The sequence below is a fragment of the Bradyrhizobium sp. BR 10289 genome, from assembly GCF_019455385.1.
In the GTDB taxonomy this organism is placed as follows: domain Bacteria; phylum Pseudomonadota; class Alphaproteobacteria; order Rhizobiales; family Xanthobacteraceae; genus Bradyrhizobium.
Genome location: NZ_JACOFR010000003.1, coordinates 140,606 through 163,064, shown reverse-complemented (window position 1 = coordinate 163,064; position 22,459 = coordinate 140,606). Strand labels below are relative to the sequence as shown.

17 protein-coding genes and 1 pseudogene are annotated in these 22,459 nt (G+C 64.9%); 9 read left to right on the top strand and 9 right to left on the bottom strand.

Features of this window, described 5'->3' with window-relative positions; genetic code table 11:
- The first annotated feature begins 291 nt into the window (after positions 1–291).
- Genes HYH08_RS07385 through HYH08_RS07375 form a run of 3 tightly spaced genes read left to right on the top strand, consistent with a single transcriptional unit; the run spans position 292 to position 4,012 of the window.
- A complete protein-coding gene (locus tag HYH08_RS07385) occupies positions 292–2,613 on the top strand; it encodes a TonB-dependent siderophore receptor (protein WP_349631404.1) in 2,322 nt (773 codons plus the stop codon).
- A 5-nt stretch (positions 2,614–2,618) separates the two neighbouring features.
- The gene (locus HYH08_RS07380; RefSeq protein WP_228747624.1) at positions 2,619–3,833 is read left to right on the top strand and encodes a PepSY-associated TM helix domain-containing protein; all 1,215 of its coding nucleotides are present in this window, start codon (positions 2,619–2,621) and stop codon (positions 3,831–3,833) included.
- Positions 3,830–4,012 (top strand): hypothetical protein, encoded by a 183-nt coding sequence (locus HYH08_RS07375; RefSeq protein WP_220009103.1) that lies wholly within the window; start codon positions 3,830–3,832, stop codon positions 4,010–4,012. Before HYH08_RS07380 ends, HYH08_RS07375 begins: the two co-directional genes overlap by 4 nt.
- Before the next feature lie 11 nt (positions 4,013–4,023).
- On the opposite strand, the gene HYH08_RS07370 is transcribed toward HYH08_RS07375, so the two are convergent.
- From HYH08_RS07370 to HYH08_RS07360, 3 genes are all read right to left on the bottom strand, one after another.
- Positions 4,024–4,479 carry a hypothetical protein gene (locus HYH08_RS07370; RefSeq protein WP_220009102.1) on the bottom strand — a complete coding sequence of 152 codons (456 nt, stop codon included), beginning with the start codon at positions 4,477–4,479 and terminating at the stop codon, positions 4,024–4,026.
- A gap of 76 nt (positions 4,480–4,555) precedes the next feature.
- Positions 4,556–4,927: an ElaB/YgaM/YqjD family protein gene (locus tag HYH08_RS07365; protein ID WP_220009101.1), complete on the bottom strand. Its 372-nt coding sequence runs from the start codon at positions 4,925–4,927 to the stop codon at positions 4,556–4,558.
- A 79-nt stretch (positions 4,928–5,006) separates the two neighbouring features.
- Positions 5,007–6,119 (bottom strand): AI-2E family transporter, encoded by a 1,113-nt coding sequence (locus HYH08_RS07360; protein WP_220009100.1) that lies wholly within the window; start codon positions 6,117–6,119, stop codon positions 5,007–5,009.
- A gap of 205 nt (positions 6,120–6,324) precedes the next feature.
- Between HYH08_RS07360 and HYH08_RS07355 the strand changes: the two genes are divergently transcribed.
- The gene (locus HYH08_RS07355) at positions 6,325–7,110 is read left to right on the top strand and encodes a L,D-transpeptidase (RefSeq protein ID WP_220009099.1); all 786 of its coding nucleotides are present in this window, start codon (positions 6,325–6,327) and stop codon (positions 7,108–7,110) included.
- Between the two features lie 29 nt (positions 7,111–7,139).
- The gene (locus HYH08_RS07350) at positions 7,140–7,775 is read left to right on the top strand and encodes a DUF2865 domain-containing protein (RefSeq protein WP_228747621.1); all 636 of its coding nucleotides are present in this window, start codon (positions 7,140–7,142) and stop codon (positions 7,773–7,775) included.
- A gap of 221 nt (positions 7,776–7,996) precedes the next feature.
- On the opposite strand, the gene HYH08_RS07345 is transcribed toward HYH08_RS07350, so the two are convergent.
- Both HYH08_RS07345 and HYH08_RS07340 read right to left on the bottom strand, forming a co-directional pair.
- Positions 7,997–10,090, bottom strand: a complete 2,094-nt coding sequence (locus HYH08_RS07345) for a methyl-accepting chemotaxis protein (protein ID WP_220009097.1) — start codon at positions 10,088–10,090, stop codon at positions 7,997–7,999.
- Positions 10,091–10,291: 201 nt separating this feature from the next.
- A pseudogene (locus HYH08_RS07340) lies at positions 10,292–12,385 on the bottom strand (methyl-accepting chemotaxis protein).
- Between the two features lie 274 nt (positions 12,386–12,659).
- On the opposite strand from HYH08_RS07340, the gene HYH08_RS07335 reads away from it, so the two are divergent.
- The gene (locus tag HYH08_RS07335; RefSeq protein WP_008546817.1) at positions 12,660–12,815 is read left to right on the top strand and encodes a Thivi_2564 family membrane protein; all 156 of its coding nucleotides are present in this window, start codon (positions 12,660–12,662) and stop codon (positions 12,813–12,815) included.
- A 68-nt stretch (positions 12,816–12,883) separates the two neighbouring features.
- On the opposite strand, the gene HYH08_RS07330 is transcribed toward HYH08_RS07335, so the two are convergent.
- Both HYH08_RS07330 and HYH08_RS07325 read right to left on the bottom strand, forming a co-directional pair.
- On the bottom strand, positions 12,884–15,049 hold the full coding sequence (locus tag HYH08_RS07330) for a malate synthase G (protein ID WP_220009096.1): 2,166 nt from the start codon (positions 15,047–15,049) through the stop codon (positions 12,884–12,886).
- Positions 15,050–15,264: 215 nt separating this feature from the next.
- On the bottom strand, positions 15,265–16,542 hold the full coding sequence (locus HYH08_RS07325; protein ID WP_220009095.1) for an MFS transporter: 1,278 nt from the start codon (positions 16,540–16,542) through the stop codon (positions 15,265–15,267).
- An 80-nt stretch (positions 16,543–16,622) separates the two neighbouring features.
- Between HYH08_RS07325 and HYH08_RS07320 the strand changes: the two genes are divergently transcribed.
- Positions 16,623–17,624 carry an AraC family transcriptional regulator gene (locus HYH08_RS07320; protein WP_220009094.1) on the top strand — a complete coding sequence of 334 codons (1,002 nt, stop codon included), beginning with the start codon at positions 16,623–16,625 and terminating at the stop codon, positions 17,622–17,624.
- 123 nt (positions 17,625–17,747) lie between these two features.
- Here the strand turns inward: HYH08_RS07320 and cysC are convergent, their stop codons facing one another.
- Positions 17,748–19,670 (bottom strand): adenylyl-sulfate kinase, encoded by a 1,923-nt coding sequence (gene cysC / locus HYH08_RS07315; RefSeq protein WP_220009093.1) that lies wholly within the window; start codon positions 19,668–19,670, stop codon positions 17,748–17,750.
- A gap of 19 nt (positions 19,671–19,689) precedes the next feature.
- Positions 19,690–20,484: a sulfate adenylyltransferase subunit CysD gene (cysD, locus tag HYH08_RS07310; RefSeq protein ID WP_220009390.1), complete on the bottom strand. Its 795-nt coding sequence runs from the start codon at positions 20,482–20,484 to the stop codon at positions 19,690–19,692.
- Between the two features lie 235 nt (positions 20,485–20,719).
- Here cysD and cysG point away from each other — a divergent pair, with 235 nt between their 5' ends.
- Both cysG and HYH08_RS07300 read left to right on the top strand, forming a co-directional pair.
- Positions 20,720–22,144, top strand: coding sequence for a siroheme synthase CysG (cysG, locus tag HYH08_RS07305; protein ID WP_220009092.1), 1,425 nt, complete (start codon positions 20,720–20,722; stop codon positions 22,142–22,144).
- On the top strand, positions 22,141–22,458 hold the full coding sequence (locus HYH08_RS07300; protein WP_220009091.1) for a DUF2849 domain-containing protein: 318 nt from the start codon (positions 22,141–22,143) through the stop codon (positions 22,456–22,458). The genes cysG and HYH08_RS07300 overlap by 4 nt, the downstream gene beginning before the upstream one ends.
- Position 22,459 lies beyond the last annotated feature (1 nt).

Genomic DNA, 22,459 nt, shown 5'->3' with positions numbered 1-22,459 from the left:
ATTTGTCTCCAGTGGCGAAAAATTACGCAGAACGTGTGCCGGCACGCTGGTACAGCCCCGTGTAGCCGGCCTCCGACGCAACTTTCAGAAACAGAGCCGGTCCGCCCGCAGTGGCGTATCGCCAGTACAGGCGCGCGACGGCACGGCTCTGCGCGTGGTTGCAGCGTCTCTGTACCTTGGAAATAGTAAAGCTCCAGTTTGGAGGGCCTCTAGCCCGCAACGTTGAACCGCCGCGGTAACTCCTAGCTCCGGCTGCAGATGCGCAGCCGTTGGAAGTTGGGGAAGTGGCAAGTGGGCATCTTGGAAGTGGGGCGCTGGCGGCTCGCAGGGGCCGTTAGCTCAGTCGTTCTGACCATCGTGAGTGGAGGGGCAGCGGCACAATCATCGGCGGCAGGTTCGACCGCTGGCGCGGGTACCGAGCTCGTCCCTGTCATCGTTCAGGCCAGCGCGGCTCCGAAGCGGATCAATACGTCCTCTGCACGCAGCCGCAACGCAGCCCGTGCGCGTGCCGCCGCCCGCGCGAGTGTGGCCGCGAGCGCCGCCGCCGCGGCTGCAGCCGGGGCTGGCGCCGGCGCCGGCCGCAAGGAATCGGCTTTCGGCCATGTCGACGGCATGGTCGCTACCCGCAGCGGCACCGGCACCAAGACCGATACGCCGCTGATCGAGACGCCCGTCGCGATCTCCGTCGTGACCCAGGACCAGATCCAGGCACAGGGCGCGCAGAGCGTCTCGCAGGCGGTGCGCTACACCTCGGGCGTGCGGGCCGAAGCGCAAGGGGCCGATGCACGCTTCGATCAGATCTACATTCGTGGTTTCCTCGCCGATCAGTATCTCGACTCGCTCAGGCTGATGAATGCGAGCATCTTTGCCTATCCGATCATCGAGCCGTTCAATCTCGAGCGCGTCGAGATCCTGCATGGTCCGGCCTCGGTTCTGTACGGCCAGGCGTCACCCGGCGGCGTGGTGGACCTCGTTTCCAAGCGACCGACGCTCGAGCCCTATCACGAGATGTTCGTCTCGACCGGCAGCTATGGTCGCGCCCAGGCGGGCGTCGATCTGTCCGGGCCGATCGACAAGAACAAGGAGTTTCTCTACCGCTTCACCGCGTCCGGCTTCGATGTCGGCAGCCAGGTCAACCATACCGGCTATCAGCGCGTCTCGATCGCGCCGTCGCTCACCTGGCGGCCGGACAACCAGACTACGTTCACGGTTCTCGGCACCTATCAGCGCGATCCCAAGGCCGGCTTCTTCAACCTGCTGCCGGCCAATGGCACGGTTTTTCCGGCCGCCGGCGGGGCGAAGATTCCGACCAGCTTCTATTCGGGCGAGCCGGGCTTCGACAAGACCGATCGCACCGTCGCCTCCATCGGCTACCTGTTCGAGCACCGCTTCAACAACGTGCTCACGGTGCGGCAGAACCTGCGCTACATGGACAATTCCACCGATTTCGCGGTGGTCTCGCCGACGGGGAGCAACCCGTTCAGTCTGTCACGCGGCGTCTACACGACCTATGAGACGCTGCGCTCGCTCGCGCTCGACAACCAGGGCGAATTCAAGTTCAAGGCCGGCCCGCTCGATCATACCGCGTTGCTTGGCATCGACTATCGCAACTCGGTCGATACCGCGCTCAACCGCGGCACGACGACGGGTGTGCCTGCGATCAATGCTTTCGATCCCGTCTACGGCCTGCCGCTCCCGACCCCGCCCGTCACCTCTTACAACCGTCAGAGACTGGAGCAGGTCGGATTCTATGGCCAGGATCAGGTCAAGCTCGGCGGCTTCGTCGCGCTGCTCGGCTTGCGCTACGACCAGGCCGACCTCAACACCGACAACCTTCTGGCCAGCACGACCGCGCCGAAATCGGACGGCGCACTGACCAAGCGTGCGGCGCTGCTCTACAAGTTCGACAATGGCGTCGCGCCCTATGTCCAGTATACCGAATCGTTCCAGCCGCGGCTCGGCACCAACTTCTTCGGCCAGGCATTCAAGCCGACGCGAGGCCAGCAGGAGGAGGTCGGCGTCAAGTACCAGCCAGATCCGAAGACCCTTCTGACCCTCGCGGCCTTCAACCTCGAGCAGCAGAACGTGCTGACGCCCGATCCCGACCCGACCCACATCATCGGAGGCGTGCGCTCCAACGTGCAGACCGGCAAGGTGCGTTCGCGCGGCGTCGAGCTCGAAGGCAAGAGCGAGATCAACCGCAATCTCACCATGCTCGGCGCCTACACCTATACCGAGCTCGTCAATACCGAGTCGAATACGACGAACCTCGGCAAGCGCGTTCCCGGCATTCCGCTTCACGCCGCTTCGCTGTGGGCGGACTACACCTTTCATGGCGGCGCACTCGACGGCTTCGGCCTGTCGGGCGGGGTCCGCTATCTCGGCGCCGCGCCGGGCAATTCGCTCAATACGTTCGACGTCCCTGCCACGACCTTGTTTGATCTCGGCATGCATTACGACCTTGCGGCACTTGGTCCGCAATTCAAGGGCTTCCTCGCCAGCGTCAATGCCACCAATCTCTTCGACAAGACCTATGTGGAGGTCTGCCAGGATACCGGCTGCTATTACGGCCTTCGCCGCAATGTGATTGCGACGCTGCGCTATAAATGGTGACGGACATGAGCGCGCAAATGGCCTTCGGCGATCGGGCCTATGAACGAAAGCCCGCGCTGCGGCGCTGGCTGTTCGTGCATAAATGGTCGAGCCTCGTCTGCACGCTGTTCCTGCTCCTGATCTGCGTCACCGGCCTGCCGCTGGTGCTGCGCGACGAGATCGACGGGATGCTCGACGACGCCTTGCCCTATGCGCAGGTGCCCGAAGGTACGCCCAATGTCAGCCTCGACCGGGTCGTCGACGCCAGCCGGAAGCTGTACCCGGGCGAGACCATCATCTCGGTGTTCGTCGACGACGACGAGCCCAAGATCATGGTGTTCATGGCGAGCTCCTGGGAGGCGTTCACTGCCAACCGCAAATCGCTCCACTCGATCCGGTTCGACGCCCACACCGGCGACGTGCTGAAGCAAACCAAGCCGTTCGGCGAGGACGGGCTCACCTTCGTGCAATTGATGCTGTCGCTGCACCGCGACCTCTTCATGGGGCTGTCGGGCGAGCTGTTCCTCGGCGCGATGGCCCTGCTGTTCATCGCGGCGATCGTCTCCGGCATCGCGATCTACGGGCCGTTCATGCGCAAGCTCGATTTCGGCACTGTCCGTGCGGCCCGGTCGCGGCGGCTGAAATGGCTCGACCTGCACAATCTGCTCGGCGTGGTCACGCTCGGCTGGGCGCTGGTGGTCGGCGCCACCGGCGTGATCAACGAGCTCTCGACGCCGCTGTTCGCGCTGTGGCAGCAGACCGACGTACGCGCGATGCTGGCGCCGATGCGCGGCAAGCCGGTGCCGCGGACCTCCGAACTGTCATCACCGCAGGCGGCCTATGATGCCGTGAAGCTGGCATTCCCCGACATGGTCACGACAAGCGTGGTGTATCCGGGTTCCCCGTTCGGCTCGCCGTTCCACTACCTGGTCTGGACCAAGGGCAAGGAGCCGCTGACTTCCCGGCTGTTCAGCCCGGTGCTGGTCGATGCCAGAAGCGGTGCCGTGGTGTCGGCGGTGATGATGCCCTGGTATTTGCGGGCGCTGGAGCTGTCGCGTCCCCTGCATTTCGGCGATTACGGCGGCATGCCGCTGAAGATCATCTGGGTGCTGCTCGACCTCGTCACCATCGTCGTGCTCGGCAGCGGGCTGTACCTCTGGCTCGCGCGGTCGCGGGCCGCGAGGATGCAACGGCGGTCCCCCGCAGCGATGCCGCTGTCGTCGCCGGGAGCCGCAGAATGACCAATCGTTCGCCGAGCCTGATCTGGCGTTGGCCGGCCTTGCTCGCTTGCTTCAGCATTTTGGGCCTGCTGTCGGCCCTGCTGGGCCAGACCGGACTATGGCTGCCGCTGTCATGGATCGCGCTCGCCGTACCGCTGGTGGTGGCCGCGGTCTGCATCGTCCGCAGCCGGACTGATTGAGCTTTCCGCCGTTACTCGGCCGGTTCAGCCGCCGCCTCGTCGGGCACGCCGGCGCGGCTTGCCATGATTCCGAGGGCGACGCCGCCGATCGCCAGGATGGGCAGAAGCCGCTTGACCCCGATCGCGCGGACGATTTGCAGCCCGGTGGCGAGCAGCATGGGATCGGCGAGCATGCTTTGCGACGTCGACTTCGCGGCGCGCTCGGCGGCGATGTGAGCCGCTTTGCGCAACTGCCGTTTATAGGCCCAATAGCTCACCGCTGCGGTCAGGGTCAGCAGAAAGAAAACGCCGGCACCCGCGAGGCAGGCCTGCACGGGTCCATATTTCTGGAGGACCGAGATGAAGGCGGCGGCGCAAAGGAAGCAGGTTGTGATGAACAGCGCAAAGGCTGCGCCTGCGGCAAGGGATGTCAGCCGTACAGTCGTGCCGGTCGAGGCACTGATCCCGTCGATGATACGCTGAAACATCGCCTTGCTCCTCAAATCGCCACGAGCCAGCGACGGCGCCTCTCGCGCCGCCGTTCCGCTTTTCGTCCTGCTACTTTCAGCGGCGCCAGGCCGCGCCGATCAGGAAGCCGATACCGAGCGCGAGCCCGACGGTCGCGAGCGGCCGTTGCGTGATCGCATCTTCCAGCGACTCCTCGATCGAGCCGTAGGCGTCCTGCGCCGCGCCCATCATCGCGCTGCCGCGCTCCGACCAGTCGTCCATCGCTGAATCCATGTTTTCGCGCGCCTGCTTGTAGCCCCGGCGGGCCTGCTTGCCGGTGGAATTGGCAAACGTGTTGAGGGCGTCGGTGATCTGGTCGGTGAGGGTGGCGATATCGCTTTTCACGGCTGCTACATCCTTCTCGAGGCGGTCTCTGGTGGCTTTGTCGGTCCAGTCTCTCATCCCGGCTTCGGCATTGCTCGTCGACATCTGCGGCTCCGAACTGTTGGCGGCTGAGACAGCCGGAAAACGTTTCCTCGCCGGGTAAGTTCCGTTCCGAGGAAACCGGTCAGGCCTGCGGCAGCTGCGGCGAATTCTCCGGCATCAGATGCTCCTTCAGGATCAATCCGACGATCAGGAGCGGCGACGACAGGAACGCGCCCATCGGCCCCCACAGCCAGGTCCAGAATGCCAGCGCGACGAAGACGGCGAGCGCATTCAGCGCCAGCCTCCGGCCGATGATCATCGGCGTGACGAAGTGTCCTTCCAGGAAGGTGATGCCGCCAAAGGCGAGCCCCGCCATCAGTCCGCCGCCCAGCGTCGGGAAGGCCACGAGTCCCACCACGATCAGGACGACGAACATCGCGACCGGCCCGATGATCGGGATGAAGTTGAGCGCCGCCGCCAGCGCGCCGAGTCCGGCCGGATTCGGCATGCCGGTGACGGCGCAGACGATGCCTGTCGCGACGCCCACGCCGATATTGATGACGGTGACGGTCAAGAGGTAGTTGCCGAGATGGACCTCGATCTCGTTGAGGATCCGCAGCGTGCGCAGCCGGGCGTCGTGATCGCCGAAGGTCATGATCAGCGCCCGCCGCAGATCCCGCCAGCTCGCGATGAACAGGATCAGGGTAGCGAAGAACAGCAGGAACTCGGCAAAGGTCGGTGACAGGAATTCAAGCGTCGGCTGCACCCATTCGAATTTCGGCAGTTGCAGGCTCGGCAGTTCTTCCGAGCCGCCGACCATGGTTTGCAGCTCCCGCCACAGCGCCAGCGGCCGGTCGAAGACATGCAGCTTGTCCTTCAATTGTGCACCGAGTTCGGGAAGGCGCGAGCTCCACGCCATGGCCGGCGAGGCGATCAGCGCGACGACGAAGGCGACCACGGTCGTCACCGCTAACACGATCAACACGGCACCGAGGGCGCGCGGAACGTGACGGCGCTCCAGGAAAGAAGCGGCCGGCGACAGCATGGTGCCGGCGACAACGGCCATCACGATCGGGAGGAAGAACGCTTTGGCCACGTAGAGGACCGCAACGATAGCGATCAGGAGCAGGCCGGCGAGCGCAAAGGCGACGAATTCGGTGCGGCGGATCACCGGCGGCAGCTCGGCGTGGCTGCCGGGAAGCGGATCACCTTCGCTGCTGCCGGGAATCAGACGTTCGCTGGGTAGGACGCGCACAATCATTCTCCCGCACGGAAGTCTCCGCGCGCCCGTTGATGAGCGTAAAACGACCGAGATGCGTCCAGGTTCCATCGCGGCTTCGTGAACTTGCGCTCGCTTGACTGTGACCTCGCAGCCGCATCACCGGGCGGAACTCGAATCGCCTCGTCTGCGTTCGTTGGGAAGCGCATCACCCAGATGCAGACATCTCACGGGGCAGCACATGACAAAGTTGTCTTCAGTCCGTCGCAGCTTCTCGCCGCGCGCCGTCACCGCTCTTGCCTTCGCGACCGCATTGTTGGCCTTGCCGTTCGCGGCACAGGCCCAAACGCTCGGCTACGCGCCGATGCAGCCGCAGGCCTATCCGCAGGATCCCACCTATTCGCAGGGTTACGCCAACCAGGGCTATGTCAATGACGAGGCGCAGGCCGCCGACGAGGATGCCGCGCTGCCCGACCGGCTCCGCAAGCAGATCGTCAGCTTCGACCGCAGCGAGCCCGCCGGTACCATCGTAATCGATACCGCAAACACCTATCTCTATTACGTGCTCGGCAATGGCCGCGCGATCCGCTACGGCGTCGGCGTCGGCCGCGAAGGTTTTACCTGGTCGGGCGTCCAGAGCATCAGCCGCAAGGCGGAATGGCCGGATTGGCATCCGCCGGCAGAGATGATCGCGCGCCAGCCTTATCTGCCGCGCTTCGTCGCCGGGGGCCCCGGCAATCCGCTCGGCGCGCGCGCCATGTATCTCGGCACCAGCGAATACCGCATCCACGGCACCAACGATCCCACCACGATCGGCAAGTTCGTGTCGTCCGGCTGCATTCGCCTGACCAATGAAGACGTCAGCGATCTCTTCAATCGCGTCACTGTCGGCACCAAGGTGGTGGTGCTGCCGAAGAACGCGCCGCTGATGGCGAAGGGCGGCGATCCCGCACGCAAGCGCCCGGCTGTGACGACCCTGTCCTCGGGCCGGCAGGCGCTGAACATCCCGGCGTCGACCGTGAATTAGGAGTCGGGTGAGGTCAGATGAGACGTTCAATGAGCAAGCTGACCGCTGGTGCGGCGACGGTCTTCGCCGCCGCTTCCTTCGGCCTCGTGCTGGCGCCGTCGGCCCAGGCGGAGGATTTCTTCTCGGCCTTGTTCGGCGGCTTCGGAAGGCGGCCCCCGCCGCAGATCCAGATGCCGTTCGCGAACGACGACATGCCGCGCTATGACGCGCCGCGCCAGCGCACCTATGGCGGCGGCACCGCCTATTGCGTGCGTGGCTGCGATGGTCGCTATTTCCCGGCTCAGGGAAATGACGCCGAGAGCAAGGCGCAATCCTGCAAGAGCTTCTGCCCGACGTCGGAGACGTCGCTGGTCTATGGTGGCAACATCGACGACGCCACGACGGACAAGGGAAAACCCTATTCCGATCTGCCGAACGCGTTCCGCTACCGTAACGAGATCGTCGCGGGCTGCACCTGCAACGGCAAGGATCCGGTCGGTCTCGCCCAGGTCAAGGTCGAGGACGATCCCACCTTGCGCAAGGGCGATATCGTTGCCAGCAGCGACGGTCTCGTCGTCGCCAACCGCAACGCCAATGACCGTCGCGGCGTCGCAATGAATTTTTCCCCATTGCCGGACTCGGTGCGGGCGCGATTCCGCCAAGTACCCGTGGTGGCGAAGGAGTAGGGTGGCTGAGTTGGCCATGCCCGCGACCCAATGAAGACTGTCGTCCCGGACAAGCGCAGCGAAGCGGAGCGCAGATCCGGGACCCATCACCACAGCGAGCAGTTTGGCGAAGTCTCGGAGTTACCGCCGTCGCCCCAAACTTCTCCCTGTGGTTATGGATTCCCGCGTTCGCGGGAATGACACAGAGGGTGGCGCTGCAGCTTTCCGTTCCAACCCGCCTCTTACGCCGCCCTGATCTTCCCCAGGAAATCACTCACCTGCTGGCCGAGTTGCCGGCTCTGCGTCTCCAGCGTCTCGGAGGCCTGCTTGACGTTTTCCGCGGCATCGGCGGCGGTGTCGGCGTCGGCCTTCACGCCGGTGATGTTGTCCGACACGTTCTTGGTGCCCTGCGCCGCATATTGCGTGCTGCGGGTGATCTCCTGCGTCGCCGCGCCCTGTTCCTGCACGGCGGCGGCAATGGCGGTGGCGACTTCGTTGACCTCGCCGATGATGCCGCCGATCGCCTGGATCGCGTTGATGGCATCGCCGGCGACCTTCTGGATATCGGCGATCTGCTCGGAGATTTCGTCGGTCGCCTTCGCTGTCTGGCTGGCCAGCGACTTCACTTCGGATGCGACGACGGCAAAGCCGCGGCCCGCTTCGCCGGCGCGTGCGGCTTCGATCGTGGCGTTCAAAGCGAGCAGATTGGTCTGGGCCGCGATCGTGTTGATCAGGCCGACCACCTCGCCGATACGGCCGGCGGATTGCGCGAGCCCCTGCACGGTGCTGTCGGTCTCGCGGGCCTGGCTGACGGCGCGGCTGGCGATGCCCGCGGCGTGCGCGGCCTGCTGGCTGATGTCGTTGATGGAGGCCGAGAGCTCCTCAGCCGCGGCCGCAACGCTCTCGACGCTGGAGGAGGCCTCGTTCGAAGCCCTGCCTGCAACTTCGACGCGCTCATTGGTCTGGCGCGACACGGCAGAGAGGTCGGCGGAGGTCTTGCGCATCTCGCCGGAGGCCTCGCTCAGCTCGCCCAGCGATTTGTGCACCACGCCCTCGAACTCGCCGACATAGGCCTCGATCGCACGCTGGCGCGCGGCGGCGCCGGCATTGCGCTCGCGCTCCTGCGCCTCGATCTTGAGCTTGTCGATCGCCTGCTGCTTGAATGTCTCCAGCGCACCGGCAAGCGAGCCGATCTCGTCATGACGCTCGAGATAGCCGCTGTCGACGGCGAGGTCGCCGCCGGCGACCTTGAGCATCGCGTCGCGGATCCGGTGCAGCGGCGTGATCACGCGGCGGCTGATCGCCAGCATGGCGGCGCCGGTCAGGACGATGGCTGCGATCAGCAGCGCGATCTGGACCAGCAGCGATTGCAGCGCGCCGGCCCGTTGATTGACGGCATGTTCCTTGGCGGCGGCGAGCGCTACGTCGGCAAGCTTGATTGCCGTCGCCATCTTGCCGACCGAAAAGGGGCTCCATTGATTGGCCGTCATCGGCGGCTTTTCGCCTTTGGCGACCGCAGCGACGATGCCGTCGCGTGTGGACGCATATTGCGGATCGAAATAGACCGACTTCGTTTCGGCCATGACCGCGGAAAGCGCCGGCGGCAGCTGCATTCCGGTCGCGGCAAGCTCGATCGCGTTCCAGGCAGCCTCCGTGCCGCCGATGAACTTGGTGAAGGCAAGCTGCGTCTCCGGCGCCATCTTGCCGCTGCTGATCGCATTTCCGACGATCACCGAGTACTCCCCGGCCGTGTTGCGCAGCAGCCACGCCATCTGCTTGATCATCAGCAGCTGATCGATGGTGGCATCCTCATGATTGACGCTGGTCGCCAGCACCGGCGATAGCTTCTCGAGGATCTTCATGAGCTCGTCTTCGCTATCGAGATACTCCCTGGCAAGTGCAACGCGGCGCGAGGCTTTGGGCTTGGCGGTCTCGGTCCAGAACTCGGCTTGTTGCGCGAGCAGCGCCTTGTTCAACCGCGCAAGATCCGCAACGATCTTGTCTCGTTCCGGGATATCGATCGCGGGCAGGATGTCGATGGCCCGCGCAAGCGCCGGCATCAGCTCTTCGCGAATGCCGCGGATGTATTTCTCGGTCTCCGGATCGATCTGGGTATCGCCGACCAGCTGGCGGTTGGTGGTCGCGCGGTCGGCCCGGATGTTGGCCATCGCCTTGAACACGTCGGCCGAGGCCGCCGAAACCGCGACGATCCGGTTGGCTTGCTGCAGCCGCCCCCAGGAATTCCATGCGCTGATCGAGAAGCCGATGACGACGACCAGCGCCGTGGACAGGATCACCGCTTTCAGCAGTGTGGATACGGACAGGCGATTGAGCATCGGACACCCCGGGTACGCATTTCGAAGTTCGTGGCCCCAAAACGGCAGCCCCCCACGAACTTCCAACGACCGACAGGGATGCGCGCAATAGACACGCCTGCATTCAGCAGACGCATGCGCGCATTTGGCCTGAAAAGGGTAAATACTTAGACAGTGTTCCAGCCGTAAAATTACGGGTGAGTTGGAGCGCTGCCGCTCCAATTACGCCGCGCGGATCTTGCCGAGGAAGCCGGTGACGTCCTCGCCGAGCTGGCGGCTCTGGCTCTCCAGGACCTCGGAGGCGCGCTTGACATTGTCCGCGGCCGCAGCTGCGGCATCTGCATCGGCTTTGACGCCGGTGATGTTGTCCGACACGTTCTTGGTGCCCTGCGCGGCGAACTGTGTGCTCCGGGTGATCTCCTGCGTTGCCGCACCCTGCTCCTGCACGGCGGCGGCAATGGCGGTAGCGACCTCGTTCACTTCGCCGATGATGCCACCGATGGTCTGGATCGCGTTGATGGCATCGCCTGCGACTTTCTGGATGTCGGCGATCTGCTCGGAGATCTCCTCGGTTGCCTTCGCGGTCTGGCTCGCCAGCGACTTCACTTCGGACGCGACGACCGCAAAGCCGCGGCCGGCCTCGCCGGCGCGTGCAGCCTCGATGGTGGCGTTGAGGGCAAGCAGATTGGTCTGCGCCGCGATGGTGTTGATCAGGCCGACGACCTCGCCGATGCGTCCTGCCGACTTCTGCAGGCCCTGCACGGTACCGTCAGTCTCCCGCGCCTGGCTGACGGCGCGGCCGGCGATGCCGGCGGCATGGGCGGCCTGCTGGCTGATGTCGTTGATCGAGGCCGAGAGCTCCTCGGCGGCGGCGGCCACGCTGTCGACGCTCATCGAGGCGTCGCTGGAGGCCTTGCCGGCAACCTGCACGCGGTCGTTGGTCTGGCGCGATACATTCGAGAGATCGCCCGAAGTCTTGCGCATCTCGCCGGAGGCTTCGGTCAGTTCACCGAGCGTCTTGCGCACCGCGCCTTCGAATTCGCCGACATAGGCTTCGATCGCGCGCTGGCGTGCGGCGGCATCGAGGTTGCGCTCGCGCTCGTGCTCTTCGATCTTGAGCTTTTCGGTCGCCTGCTGCTTGAAGGTTTCCAGCGCGCCGGCCAGCGCGCCGATCTCGTCCTTACGGTCGAGATAGCCGCTGTCGACGGCGAGGTCACCGCCGGCCACCTTCAGCATGGCATCGCGGATGGTGTTGAGCGGGGTGATGACGCGGCGGCTGACCAGCATGGTCGCGCCGGCCGCAAGGCCGATGGCGAGCGTCAGCAGCACGAGCTGCACGATCAGCGCGCGCCGTGCGGTACCGCGCTGCTCCTGCGTATGGGCCTTGGCGGCGTCGAGGGCGGCTTCGGCCACAGCGACCGCGCTCGCCATGCGGCCGACCGTGAGCGGGCTCCACTGGTTGGCGGTCATCTCGGCCTTCTCGCCCCTGACCAGCGCGTCCGCGAGACGGTCGCGCAGCGCCAGATATTGCGGCTCGAAATAGGCCGTCTTGGCCGCTGCCATGGCTGAGGCGAGCGCCGGCGGCAGTTGCATGCCCGAGGTGGACAGGTCCAGCGCCTTCCACATCGCAGCTGTGCCGCCGACATATTGGGTATAATTGTAGCGGGCCTCAGGCGTGATCTTGCCGGCCGCAAGGCCGGTCGAGACGATCAACGACGCCTCGCCGGCGGTGTTACGCAGCAGCCAGGCGTTCTGCTTGATCGACAGCAGCTGGTCGATGGCGGCGTCCTGATGGTTGACCGTGGCCGCGAGCGTGGTCGAGAGCTTGTCGAGCACATCGAGCAGGCCCTGCGTCGTCTCCAGGTATTCCTTCGGCAGGCCCGCGCGGCGCTGGTCCTTTGGTCTGGCAACGTCCTCCCAGAACTGTTTCTGCTCTTCAACCAGCAATTTGTAGAGGCGCGACAGCTCCGGCACGAGCGTGCCCGATTGCGGGAAATCCATGGCCGGCAGCAGCTCGAGTGCGCGCGCCATCGCCGGCATCTGCGCATCGCGCAGGGCGCGCAGGTATTTATCCATCTCCGGATCCAGCGGTTCGGTGGCGTTCAGGAGCCGCGTCGTGGTCGAGCGGTCGGTGCGCAGATTGTGCATCGCCTTGAACAGGTCGGCGGAGGCGTCGGCGATCTGCGAGATGCGATTGGCGGTCTTCAGCCGATCCCAGGACTCCTAGGCGGTGAGCGAGAGTGCGATCACCACGCAGACCGACGTAATCGCGATCACCGCTTTCAGCAGCGCGGACACGGTCAGACGATTGAGCATCGAAGTCCCCCCAAAATTCCCATTTCAAAGTTCGTAAAGGGCGCCCGGCAACATCGACAAAAGGGGGCGCGGCAGAATCGGCAATCGCATGCCGTTTGCGGCTCGGAGCCCAAACGGCTCCTGCATCTGAAATGAAAAGGGTAAAGTTTTAGGCAGCCAGCCGGACGGTAGAATTACGTATTTACTAGAAGTTGCAGTGGGTTGCGCGGATGGAACTGGCGCGAGGGACGGGCGTTAAGACATCGTTGGCAATTTGCCTGAAGGGGGTCCTGCAATGCTGGTTGGCGTCCTCGTCACCTTCCTCGTCGTCATTCTCGTGCTCTATCTCATCAACATGCTGCCGATGGACGGCCGCGCCAAGCAGATCGCGCGGGTGATCGTCATCATTATCGGCATTGTCTCGCTGCTGAAATATCTGGCGGTGTTCTAGCGACGGTATCGTAGTCGACAAAAAAGCCCCGGCGCGAGCCGGGGCTTTTGAAGTTCGCGTGTTCGCGCTCAGCCGGCCGCCTTGGCCTCGCGGCGGCGGGCGGTGAGGATGTACTCGGTGTAGCCGTTCGGCTGCTCGCGCCCCTTGAAGATGAGGTCGCAGGCGGCCTTGAAGGCGACGCCGTCGAAGGCGGGCGCCATCGGCTTGTAGATCGCATCGCCCGCGTTCTGCTTGTCGACGACGACGGCCATGCGCTTGAGCGACTCCATCACCTGCGCTTCGGTGATCACGCCCTGGTGCAGCCAGTTGGCGAGATGCTGGCTGGAGATGCGCAACGTCGCGCGGTCTTCCATCAGGCCGACGTCGTGAATGTCAGGCACCTTGGAGCAGCCGACGCCCTGGTCGATCCAGCGTACGACATAACCCAGAATGCCCTGGCAGTTGTTGTCGATCTCCTGCTTGACGTCGTCGGGCGCCCAGTTCGACTTCGACACCGGAATGGTGAGGATGTCGGATAGCTTCGCCCGAGGCCCGCCTTTGGTCAGCTCCTGCTGGCGCGCGATGACGTTGACCTGGTGGTAGTGCAGCGCGTGCAGGGTCGCGGCTGTCGGCGATGGCACCCAGGCGGTGGTGGCGCCGGCCTGCGGATGCGCGAGCTTCTGTTGCAGCATGTCCGCCATCTTGTCGGGCGCGGCCCACATGCCCTTGCCGATCTGGGCATGGCCGGGCAGACCATCGATCAGGCCCATGTCGACGTTCCAGTCCTCATAGGCCTTGATCCAGGCCTGCGCCTTCATCTCGTTCTTGCGGATCATCGGACCCGCCTCCATCGAGGTGTGGATCTCGTCGCCGGTGCGGTCGAGGAAGCCGGTGTTGATGAACATGATGCGCTTGGAGGCGCGCTGGATGCAGGCCTTGAGGTTGACGGTGGTGCGCCGCTCCTCGTCCATGATGCCGACCTTGAGCGTGTTCTCGGGAAGGCCCAGCATCTTCTCGACGCGATCGAAGATCTCGCAGGTCAGCGACACCTCGTCCGGGCCGTGCATCTTCGGCTTGACGATGTAGGCCGATCCCGTGCGGCTGTTCTTGACCTTGGAGTTGCCTTTCAGATCATGAATGGCAAGAAGCCCAGACACGGCGGCATCGAGCAGGCCCTCCGGCACTTCCTCGCCGGCCTCGTCCAGCACCGCGTCGGTGAACATGTGGTGACCGCAATTGCGCATCAGGAGCAGGCTGCGGCCGTGCAGCTTCACCTCGCCCTTGCCGTCAGGCGTCTTGTAGGAACGGTCGGCGTTGAGCGAGCGCGTCAGCGTCTTGCCACCCTTCTCGAAATCGGCCGACAGGGTCCCGTTCATCAGACCGAGCGTGTTGCGATAGACCAGCACCTTGTCCTCGGCGTCGACCGCGGCGACGGAGTCTTCCATGTCGAGAATGGTCGAGACCGCGGCCTCCATGATCATGTCGGCGACGCCGGCCGGATCGTCCTTGCCGATCGTGCTGTTGCGATCGATCTTTACCTCGACATGCAGGCCGTTGTTGACGAGCAGCACCGCTGATGGCGCAGCGGCATCGCCCTGGAAGCCGGCGAATTGCGCGGCGTTCTTCAGCGCGGTGGCATTGCCGCTCTTCAGCTTCACTGCGAGCTGGCCCGCAACGACGCTATAGGCGGTGACGTCGGTGTGGCTGCCGGTCGCGAGCGGCACGGCCGCGTCTAGGAATGCCTTGGCCTTGGCGATCACCTTGTCGCCGCGCGCCTTGTTGTAACCCTTGCCGCTTTCGGATGGATCATGCGGGATCGCGTCGGTGCCGTAGAAGGCATCATAGAGCGAGCCCCAGCGCGCATTCGCCGCGTTCAGCGCGTAGCGCGCGTTGGTGAGCGGCACGACCAGCTGCGGGCCGCAGATCTTGCCGATCTCCTCGTCGACATTGGCGGTCTCGACCTCCTGCGTCGCCGGCTCGGGGACGAGATAGCCGATCTCTTTCAGGAACGTGGTATAGGCGTCGAGGTCGAACGCCTTACCTTTGTTGGCGCGATGCCAGTCGTCGATCTTGGCCTGGAGCGTGTCGCGCACCGCCAGCAGCGCGCGGTTCTTCGGCCCCAAATCCTTGATGATGGCGGCAACGCCGGCCCAGAACGCATCCGGCGCGATCCCGGTTTTCGGGGCCGCTTCCTTGGCGATGAAGTCAAACAGGACAGGGGCGATCTTCAATCCATGGGCATCGACACGAGTCATGATGGGCTTTCTCAAAGAAATGGGCGTTTCGGAGCTGTTTTCGAAGAAATCAGCAAAAAACGCGCCAAAAGGGCCGCGTTCACGGCCCTTTTAGCCCTAAAGGCACGGCTCTGAGAAGGCCCCCTTTCCCGTACCACTTGGTTACGGTCATACGCCTCGCTCTGGGCCGCCGCGCGGAATTTGCGAACGCCGGAGCCAATCTCTCCGAGGCGAGGTCAGAGGGGCCTGGTCCGTACTTTGGCGGCGATCAGCAATACAGCGATCACCAAGGGAATTGCGCCCGCCACAAACACGGCCGGTGCGCCCACCACATCGAGGACAAGTCCGCCGCCGGCTGCGCCCATTGTGATGCCGAGGAAGATCGAGGCCACCGTCAAGCCGGTCCCGCTTTCGGTCTCGTCGGGCACCATGCGGGTGATCCATGTCGTCGTCGCCACCGGTACGCCGCTGAAGGCGAACCCCCAGAGTGCGACCAGCGCGAGAGCGGGAATGACGGCAGCACCAAAGACCGAGAGCAACAGACCGAGCACGCTGATCATGAGCGGCATCGCGATCAGCGTGAGCTTGAGATTGCGCTCGGCCATCAGCCCGCTCACGAAGGAGCCGAGGTAATTGGCGATGCCGAAGGCAAGCAACGTCACCGCCACCCCGGCCGCACCAAGGCCGGTCACGCTTTCAAGGAATGGACGGATGTAGCCGAAATAGCCGAAATGCCCGGTGAAAACCAATGTCGCCGCTAATATGCCGGCGCCGATCCCCGGTCGAGCGAGGATGTCGATCAGAGTGCCGAGCCCGGCCTCGCCCTTCGGAGCCAAACGCGGCAAGACCATCGCCTGGACGACGAACACCGCCGCGCCAAATGCGGTTGCCAGCAGGAACACGGACCGCCAGCCCGCGACCTCGCCGAGATAACTGCCAAGGGGAACGGCTATGATCATGGCGGCGGGAATGCCGCTCATCACGATCGACAAGGCCCGTGGAACCAGCGATGGCGGCACCAGCCTGATCGTCGTCGCCGCCGCCATCGCCCAAAAGCCGCCAATGGCGAGGCCGAGCACGATCCGCGCCGTCAGGAGGAACGTGATGTTCGGCGCCAGCGCCACCAGCAGATTGGATATGACCAGCAGAATCGAAAAACTGAGCAGCACCGGCTTTCGATTGAAACTACGTGTCAGTGTCGGCGTGAACAATGCGCCGACCAGCCCGGCCAGCGAGGTCGCCGTCACCGCCTGACCGGCAAGGCCCGGACTCACGCCGAGATCGCGCGCTATCGGCGTCAACAGGCCAGATGGCAGGAACTCCGCCGTCAGAAGGGCGGTGACGCCCAGCATCATCGCGGTCACTCCGCGCCAGGAAGGTTCTAACAGCGCGGGGTTTTCGAGCGTGGGTTGTTCCGGCTTGACGGGCTGGTCAATGGCCGTCAGCGCGACTTCGCCCGGCAGCAGCGTCACCACATCGGTGTGCGCCAGAACGGGGTTCACTTCTTGATCCATGGACCGAAACTTCCATCTTATGCTGCACTGCCGCAGACATAGGCTGGAGGCTTTGGACAATCTATGCCATAAACGCCCGAATGTTTGATCGTTCGTCCAGATCGCCTGCCGCCGATACGACAGACCCTGCGGTCGACCTCGTGAGCGAATTGTTGCTCGGCATGCGGCTGGAGGGGGTTCGCTATCGTCGGGTCGAGGCGCGGGCACCCTTTGGTCTGCGGTTTGAAACGCCACATGGACGCGCGCAATTCCACTTCGTTGCGCATGGCACGGCGCTCCTGCGCTACGCCGATGCGATGCTGCTTCCCCTTGGATGCGGTGACGCGATTTTCCTGCCGCGCGGCGGCGCGCACGATCTCGTCTCGGCTCCGGATGAGCCGAGCTGCGACGTCGACCGTTTCGAGACCAAGACCCTGTGCGGCAATGTCGATGTGACATCGGCCTGTCCTGCAGGATGCCCGCATGACGAGTCGGTTCTGGTCTTCAGCGCCTGCATGAATTTCGATCTTGGCGGCATGCGTCCGCTCATCGCCTTGATGCCCGAAGTCATGCGGGCCGATACATTGCTTGCGCGGCAGCCGGAAATCGAACCGATGCTGAAAGCCATGGAGCGGGAGACTTGCACACCGCGAACCGGTTCGGTTGGCGTCATGGCGCGGCTCGCCGATGTGCTCGCCGCGTCAATCGTGCGTGGCTGGGTCGAATGCGGCGACAACAATGCCGCCGGTTGGTTCGGGGCGTTACGTGATCCGCGTCTCGGCCGCGCCATCGGTGCGCTGCATCGCGCGCCTGGCCGTAACTGGACGGTGGCCGAATTGGCGGCGGAGGCAGGGTGCTCACGCTCGCTGTTCGCCGAACGCTTCCAGACAACGACCGGGCAATCGCCCTTGCGCTATCTTGCCGAACTGCGCATGCGCCTCGCGACACAGTGGATCGAGCATGAACGTCAACCGATCGATGTGATCGCCCAACGGCTTGGCTATGCGTCACAGGCAGCGTTCAGCCGCGCGTTCAAGCGCGTCACCGGGCAGTCGCCGGGGATGGTTCGGCAAGCGATCGGGAGCCGACGCGCGGCGGAATAGCCGGCCGACACCGCCGTCATGCCCGCTTCAAGCGGGGACGTCCGGTACGCCGCGGCCCATCGGCTCGATCACGGCTGACTCTGGAACACTGGAATCCCGGCCTTCCGGGCGATGACAGGTGAGTCAGATATTCGCGGCGAGGTCGGTCAGTTCGTCGAACAGAACGCCGGTCGCGGCCAGCATCCGCTCGATCTCGTCGGTGGCATCACTGACCGAGCGGTTCGAGGTGTCGATGGTCAGTTCGTTGCCGGTCGGCGGCTGGTAGTCATTGGTGATGCCGGTAAAGGACGGCAATCCGCCCGAGCGAGCCTTGGCGTAGTGGCCCTTGGGATCGCGGATCTCGCAGACCTCGGCCGGGGTCGCGACGTAGATTTCGCGGAATGCGCTGTCTGCGATGCGGCGGGCTGCCGCACGGTCGGCGGCCGACGGGGACACCGCGGCGACGATCGCGATATGGCCGTTGCGCGCGAGATGGGTCGCAACCTCGGCGAGGCGGCGGATATTCTCGGCGCGATCCTTCGGCGAGAAGCCGAGATCACTGTTCAGCCCGGCGCGCAACGTGTCGCCATCGAGCAGAATCGGCGAGCCGCCATTGCCGAACAGCCGCCGCTCGAGCGCCCGCGCCAGCGTGGACTTGCCCGAGCCGGGCAGGCCGGTCAGCCAGACCACCGCGCCGTTGTGGCGATAGCGCGCCGAGCGCTCGTCCGGCCGCAGCGCGGATTCCACCGGCACGATGTCGACCGGCACGGCGCGCTGGCCGGCATCGACCGACAGCACAAGGCCGCCGCCGGCGATACGCCCGGAGACCTCGATCACCAGGCGGCCGGTGCGCGGATTCTCGGTGTAGGGATCGGTCGCGATCGGGTTCGACAGGGAGATGTCGATCTCGCCGACATGGTTGCGGCCGATCGCCTTGTTCTCGCTGCTGGAGAGTTCACCTGGATCAACCGCCTTTTCGATGGCGACGACGGTGGCGCGGCTTTCCTTCGGCCCGCAGCGGACCAGCAACTGGTCGCCCTTGGCGAGCGGCTTGTCGTGCAGCCAGAAGATCCGCGCGCGCAGCCGCCGCGTCTCGCGCGGGGCGGCGTCGGCATGCGCGATGATGTCGCCGCGCTCGATGAACAATTCGCGGTCGAGCGTGATGCCGACCGAGCGGCCCGCTCCTTGCCGGCTCGCGACCGGAGTCTCCGGCCAGCTCTCGACCGTCTTGATCCTGGCGATCTTGCCGGCCGGCATGATCACGATCTCGTCGCCCGCGACGAGGCTGCCGGATTCGATCCGGCCGGCAACGATGCGGCGGTCGTCGAACTTGTAGATCGCCTGCACCGGCAGCCGCAGCGCCAGCGCCTCCAGCGGCCGCGCGGGCTCGAGCCGATCAAGCGCCTCGATCACCGTCGATCCCTTGTACCAGCCGGTGCGGCCGGTGTGCTCGGCAACGCCGTCGCCATCGCGCGCGGAAATCGGGATCACAGCCGTCGGCTTCACGCCGAGGCCGTTGAGATGCGCGGAAATCTCGTCGCTGATCTCCTTGAACCGATCGGGGGAGAAATCGACGCGGTCCATCTTGTTGACGACGACCGCGACCTGCTTCACGCCGAGCAGATGCAACAGATAGCCATGCCGCCGCGTCTGGTCGCGCACGCCTTCGAGCGCGTCGATGATCAGCACCGCGCCATCGGCCTGCGACGCCCCGGTGATCATGTTGCGCAGGAATTCGGCGTGGCCGGGCGCGTCGATCAGCACGATGTCGCGCGAATTGGTGCGGAAGCGGATCTGCGTGGTGTCGATGGTGATGCCCTGGTCGCGCTCGGTCTGCAACGCGTCGAGCAGGAACGACCATTCAAACGGCATGCCGCGCCGCGCGCTGACGGCTTTGAGCATTTCGAGCTTGCCGTCGGGCAGGCTGCCGGTCTCATGCAGCAGGCGGCCGACCAGCGTCGACTTGCCGTGGTCGACATGGCCGACGATGACGATGCGGACCTGCGGTCGCGTTGTGCCATTTGGCATAGACGCGGAGGGCGAAGTGGGAGTGACGAGCATGTTCATGACCGCGATGCGTCCTTGATCAGAGATAGCCGGCGACGCGCAGGCGCTCGAAAGCGTCCTCGGTCTCGTGGTCGAGCGCGCGGCCGGCGCGCTCCGGCACCTTGGTCTGCTCGAGCTCGGCCAGGATCTCGTCGATGGTCGATGCGTTTGACGCGACCGGATTGGTGATGTCCTGGTCGCCCAGCGAGCGATAGCGCTTGCCGTCCTTGGCCAGATAGAGGGGGATGATCGGGATGTTCTCGCGCTTGGTGTAGGCCCAGATGTCGGCCTCGGTCCAATGCAGGATCGGATGGATGCGTAAATGCGCGCCCTGCGGCGGCGATGCGTTGAAATGATCCCAGAACTCCGGCGGCTGGTCGCGCACGTCCCAATTGCCTTCGAGGCCGCGCGGCGAGAACACACGCTCCTTGGCGCGGGTGGCTTCCTCGTCGCGGCGAATGCCGGCGATCAGGCCGTCAAAGCCGTACTTGCCGAGTGCCATCTTGAGCCCTTCGGTCTTGCGCGCGGCGGAACGGGCAGCCGGCGGCAGCGTTGGGTCGACGGCATCGATGGGCGGGCAGGGCTCGACGCGCAGGTCGAGATCCCACTCCTTCCCGTAATGATCGCGGAAGCGGTACATCTCGGGAAACTTCTTGCCGGTGTCGACATGGAGGGCCGGGAACGGCACGCGGCCGAAGAAGGCTTTCCGCGCCAGCCAGATCATGACGTTGGAGTCCTTGCCGAGCGACCACAGCAGGGCGATCTTCTTCAGACGGGCAAAGGCCTCGCGCAAGATGTAGATGCTCTGCGCCTCAAGTTGGTCCAGATGGTCCATGCTGGGGGCGGTCAGCCCGACCGGAATTTGCTCGGAAACGGGCGCGCGGGAGTCCCGTCCATCTGCACCGGAATTGCCCTCGAGAAGATGCATCTCTGCCACTTTGCGTTTGGAGGCGAATTTTCTATAGTTGCGGTGCAGAAGAGAAGAAAAAATTTTCTCTTTGCGCGCTCGAAACGACACATATATAGAAAATAATTCCAGTCAACCCCGGATGTGGGGAAACGAGTATCGCATGCGGTTCTTGCCCGTGTTCCTCGATCTCAAGGCCGGTCCGGTGGTCCTCATCGGCGCGGGTGAGCTGTTGCGCGCAAAACTGCGCGTGCTCGCCGCTGCCGGCGCGCGCCTCCGCGTGCATGCGATCGACGGCAATCACGATCTGGGTCTTGGCGCCGAAGACGCCGCGCGTATTGAGATCACGGCCGCCGATCCGCTGACCGCTGATCTCTCGGGCGTCATTGCCGTCGTTTGCGCGGGCGCGGGCGATGTCGGCGTGGCGATGTCCGCGCGGGCAAAATCGCTCGGCCTGCCCGTCAACGTCATGGACGACCTCGAACACTCCAGCTTCATCTTCCCGGCCATCGTCGATCGCGGCGATGTCGTCGTCGCGATTGGCACCGGCGGCACCTCGCCGGTGGTGGCGCGTCGCGTGCGCGAGAAGATCGAGGCGCTGCTGCCGGCGCGCATCGGCGAGCTCGCCGAGTTCATCGGCGGCTTCCGCAAATCCATCAACGAGCGCATCGCCGAGTTTCCGCTGCGCCGCCGGTTCTGGGAGCGCGTCATCGACGGCCCGATCGGGGCTGCCGTGCTCGCGGGGCGCAAAGGCGAGGCGGACGCTGCGCTCAAGGCGATTGCCGATCCCTCGGATTTCGCGCGCGCGGACAAGCCGGAAGGTTTTGTCGCGCTGGTCGGCGCCGGCCCCGGCGATCCCGATCTTCTCACCATCAAGGCGCTGCGCGCGTTGCAGGATGCCGACATCGTCTTCCATGACGAGCTGGTCTCGCCCGAGATCCTAGACCGCATCCGCCGCGACACCACGCGCGTGCCGGTCGGCCGCCGCGTCGGCAAGCCCGGCATCGGCCAGGACGCCATCAACAAGCGCATGATCGAGGCGGCGCAAGCCGGCCAGCGCGTCGTGCGTCTCAAGGGCGGCGACCCCTTCGTGTTCGGCCGCGGTGGCGAAGAGGTGGAAGCGCTGCGCGCCGCCGGCATCGCCTATTCGATCATTCCCGGCATCACCGCTGGCCTCGGCGGTGCCGCTGATTTCGAGGTGCCGCTCACCTACCGTCATGAAGCGACCCGCATCACCTTCCTCACCGCGCACAAGGCGCGCGACGCGCAAGCCGTGGACTGGTCGTCGCTGACCGACACCAGAATGACCGTCGTGGTCTACATGGGCATGACCGCTGCGCCCGCGATCCGGGAAGGCCTGTTCGCCGCCGGCCGCTCGCCGGAGACGCCGGTCGGCGTGTTCGCCCGCGTCACGCGTCCGGAGGCGCAAGGCGCGATCGGCACGCTGCGCGACCTGCCTGAACTGGTGCGACGGACCCATGGTGGTCCCGCCATCCTCATCATCGGCGACGTGGTCCGGCATGCCGGTTCGCTTCGCCGCCAGACACCCAAACACATCATCTCTGACCTATTGGATGCAGCCGAATGACCTCCCCGCTCGAACAGAAGAAGATCAAAATCGCCGGTCCCTCGGTCGTGACCGCCAACCGCACCTGGGACGGCATCGTGGTGTACCGCACGGCTGCCAAGAGCTGGTCCGCGGACCTCTCGGAAGCCGCGATCGTGCGCAACTCCGACGAAGCCAAGGCGTTGCTTGCGGAGTCGGTCGCCGATGACGTCGGCGCGATCGGTCCTTATATCGCCCCGGTGCAGGTCGGTGCGGACGGCAAGATCGAACCCGGCAATCTGCGCGAACAGATCCGCCGCACCGGCGTGACCATCGGTCAGTCGGCCCAAGTTTAAG

What these genes read in the sequence shown, in the direction of transcription:
- HYH08_RS07380 (WP_228747624.1), top strand. Translation starts at nt 2,619, where the DNA reads ATGAGCGCGCAAATGGCCTTCGGCGATCGGGCCTATGAACGAAAGCCC.
- HYH08_RS07375 (WP_220009103.1), top strand. Translation starts at nt 3,830, where the DNA reads ATGACCAATCGTTCGCCGAGCCTGATCTGGCGTTGGCCGGCCTTGCTC.
- HYH08_RS07370 (WP_220009102.1), bottom strand. Translation starts at nt 4,479, where the DNA reads ATGTTTCAGCGTATCATCGACGGGATCAGTGCCTCGACCGGCACGACT.
- HYH08_RS07365 (WP_220009101.1), bottom strand. Translation starts at nt 4,927, where the DNA reads ATGTCGACGAGCAATGCCGAAGCCGGGATGAGAGACTGGACCGACAAA.
- HYH08_RS07355 (WP_220009099.1), top strand. Translation starts at nt 6,325, where the DNA reads ATGACAAAGTTGTCTTCAGTCCGTCGCAGCTTCTCGCCGCGCGCCGTC.
- HYH08_RS07350 (WP_228747621.1), top strand. Translation starts at nt 7,140, where the DNA reads ATGAGCAAGCTGACCGCTGGTGCGGCGACGGTCTTCGCCGCCGCTTCC.
- HYH08_RS07345 (WP_220009097.1), bottom strand. Translation starts at nt 10,090, where the DNA reads ATGCTCAATCGCCTGTCCGTATCCACACTGCTGAAAGCGGTGATCCTG.
- HYH08_RS07335 (WP_008546817.1), top strand. Translation starts at nt 12,660, where the DNA reads ATGCTGGTTGGCGTCCTCGTCACCTTCCTCGTCGTCATTCTCGTGCTC.
- HYH08_RS07330 (WP_220009096.1), bottom strand. Translation starts at nt 15,049, where the DNA reads ATGACTCGTGTCGATGCCCATGGATTGAAGATCGCCCCTGTCCTGTTT.
- HYH08_RS07325 (WP_220009095.1), bottom strand. Translation starts at nt 16,542, where the DNA reads ATGGATCAAGAAGTGAACCCCGTTCTGGCGCACACCGATGTGGTGACG.
- HYH08_RS07320 (WP_220009094.1), top strand. Translation starts at nt 16,623, where the DNA reads ATGTTTGATCGTTCGTCCAGATCGCCTGCCGCCGATACGACAGACCCT.
- cysC (WP_220009093.1), bottom strand. Translation starts at nt 19,670, where the DNA reads ATGAACATGCTCGTCACTCCCACTTCGCCCTCCGCGTCTATGCCAAAT.
- cysD (WP_220009390.1), bottom strand. Translation starts at nt 20,484, where the DNA reads ATGGACCATCTGGACCAACTTGAGGCGCAGAGCATCTACATCTTGCGC.
- cysG (WP_220009092.1), top strand. Translation starts at nt 20,720, where the DNA reads ATGCGGTTCTTGCCCGTGTTCCTCGATCTCAAGGCCGGTCCGGTGGTC.
- HYH08_RS07300 (WP_220009091.1), top strand. Translation starts at nt 22,141, where the DNA reads ATGACCTCCCCGCTCGAACAGAAGAAGATCAAAATCGCCGGTCCCTCG.